Source organism: Rhizobium sp. 05N49, assembly GCF_056396805.1.
The window spans coordinates 1-1,164 of the sequence record NZ_JBFTME010000057.1; the positions used below are offsets into that span (position 1 = coordinate 1).

Annotated in this window: 1 protein-coding gene; it reads left to right on the forward strand. The window is 61.5% G+C overall.

The window, feature by feature from the left end:
• On the forward strand, positions 1-1,164 hold a 1,164-nt coding region (locus AC1DF8_RS36210; RefSeq protein WP_478157615.1), incomplete at both ends, for a phosphatidylglycerol lysyltransferase domain-containing protein.

Genomic DNA, 1,164 nt, shown 5'->3' on the forward strand with positions numbered 1-1,164 from the left:
AGCGCGGTGAACATTGATGCCGTTCTCGGCTCACTGGTTCTTTATCGCCTGATCTATCACGTCTTGCCGCTGCTGATCGCCATCCTTGCGGTGTCGGCGACCGAGCTTCGCCGCTTCGTGGATCATCCTGCGGCCTCCAGCGTGCGGCGTATCGGCGGGCGGCTGATGCCGCAGCTTCTTTCGGCACTGGCGCTGCTTCTGGGCGTCATGCTGATCTTTTCGAGCGTGACGCCGACGCCCGATCAGAACCTCGAATTTCTCTCCAACTATCTGCCGCTGCCAATTGTCGAAGGTGCGCATTTCCTCTCCAGTCTGCTCGGACTTGCGCTTGTCGTTGCTGCCCGCGGCCTTGGCCAGCGGCTCGATGGTGCGTGGTGGGTGGCGGTATTTTCCGCCGTTGCTGCCCTGACGCTTTCGCTGCTGAAAGCGATTGCGCTTGTCGAAGCGGCTGTCCTGGCTTTCCTGGTTTTCGGCCTCTTTGTTAGTCGCCGACTTTTCACCCGTCATGCTTCGCTTCTCAACCAGGCGATGACGACATCCTGGCTGACGGCGATTGCCGTGATCATTGTCGGAGCTGTCGTTATCCTGCTCTTCGTCTATCGCGATGTGGAATACAGCAACGAGCTCTGGTGGCAGTTTGAATTTGCCGCAGAAGCGCCGCGCGGCCTGCGTGCGGTGCTCGGCATCTCCATCATTTCCTCTGCCATTGCCGTTTTCAGCCTGTTGCGGCCTGCGGCCTTCAAACCGGAGCCGGCGGACGAGGAAGCGGTTCGCCGAGCCGTCGAGATCGTCGGGAAGCAGGATAGTGCGGATGCCAACCTCGTGCGCATGGGCGACAAGTCCATCATGTTCTCGGAAAAGGGCGACGCCTTCATCATGTATGGCCGGCAGGGGCGTTCATGGATCGCRCTGTTTGATCCGATCGGTGACCGTCATGCCGTGCCGGAACTGGTCTGGCGTTTCGTGGAAGCGGCGCGCGCTGCGGGATGCCGCGCTGTGTTCTACCAGATCTCGCCGGCGCTGCTTTCGCATTGCGCCGATGCCGGCTTGCGCGCCTTCAAGCTGGGTGAACTGGCGGTYGCTGATCTGCGCACCTTCGAAATGAAGGGCGGCAAATGGGCGAACCTGCGCCAGACCGCAAGCCGCGCCCAGCGCGACGGGCTG